The sequence below is a fragment of the Roseateles sp. P5_B10 genome, from assembly GCF_056400485.1.
In genome coordinates this window covers 1-610 of sequence record NZ_JBFULE010001586.1, presented here as the reverse complement: position 1 = coordinate 610, position 610 = coordinate 1, and the positions used below count along the sequence as shown (strand labels likewise).

General features: G+C 61.1%; 1 protein-coding gene. It reads left to right on the top strand.

Going from position 1 to position 610, the window contains the following annotated elements; all coding sequences use genetic code 11:
- Positions 1–560, top strand: a 560-nt coding sequence (locus AC1DU6_RS34720) for a calcium:cation antiporter (RefSeq protein ID WP_477863064.1), incomplete at its 5' end; no start/stop codon positions are given.
- Positions 561–610 lie beyond the last annotated feature (50 nt).

Genomic DNA, 610 nt, shown 5'->3' with positions numbered 1-610 from the left:
CACTCGGCCTGCTGTTCTCGCTGAAGACCCACAAGGAATTGTTCGCAAGCGCCGCGCATGACGAAGGCGAGGAACATTGGCCGATTGTCCTTGCGGTGGGCACACTGCTTGTTGTCACTGTACTGGTTGCACTTGTGAGTGAGATTTTTGTCGAGTCGGTGCAGAAGGCCGCAGCAACGTTTGGAATGAGCCCGGCCTTCGTTGGCTTCATCATCGTCTCAATGGTCGGGGCCGCCGCCGAGTTTGCCGTTGCCTTTTCCGCGGCACGCAAGGACCGCCTCGACATGAGCGTCAGCATCGCGCTTGGCAGCGCCTCCCAGATAGCGCTGTTCGTAGCGCCCGCCCTGGTGCTGCTCAGCTATGTCGTCGGACCATCGCCGATGAGCCTGCAGTTCTGGCCCGGCGCCGTCACCATGGTCATGATTGCGACCGTGACGGCGAGCTTCATTACGAGCAGCGGTCGCTCGGCCTGGTTCGTCGGCGCCCTGCTCATCTTCATTTACGCAGTCTTTGCGTTGACGCTGTATGTAGTTCCGCCGACGGGCCAGGGGATGGAATGAAGCCCGCGCTCGGTGAGGCAGCACACCGCTGGCGCTCAGCTCTATTCGAC